The sequence below is a fragment of the Shigella sp. FC1967 genome, from assembly GCF_001743005.1.
Taxonomy (GTDB): Bacteria; Pseudomonadota; Gammaproteobacteria; order Enterobacterales; family Enterobacteriaceae; genus Proteus.
The window spans coordinates 1-348 of record NZ_MIIZ01001437.1 but is presented as its reverse complement, the minus strand read 5'-3'; the positions used below and the strand labels follow the sequence as shown (position 1 = coordinate 348).

The window sequence follows — 348 nt, the reverse complement described above, 5'->3', positions numbered from 1 at the left end:
TTTCATGACACGTCGATAGACATCGCGTTTAAAAGAGACGACTTGTCGAACAGGATACCAATAACTCACCCAACGCCAGCCATCAAATTCTGGCGTTTTGCTTTGTTGAACATTAATGTCTTTATCATTACTTGTTAACTGCAAAAGGAACCAACGCTGTTTTTGTCCAATACAAACAGGTTTTGTGTCCCAACGCACCAAACGCTTAGGTAACTTGTAACGTAACCAGTTACGTGTGGAGGCAAGAATTTTTGACATCCTTGCGACTTAACCCAACTTCTTCGAACAACTCTCGGTACATTGCCTGCTCTGGCGATTCTCCAGGGTTAATTCCTCCTTGAGGAAACT

General features: G+C 42.8%; 1 pseudogene. It reads right to left on the bottom strand.

The window, feature by feature from the left end:
- Positions 1-348, bottom strand: a pseudogene (locus BHE89_RS22750) (RNA pyrophosphohydrolase); the annotation flags it as partial.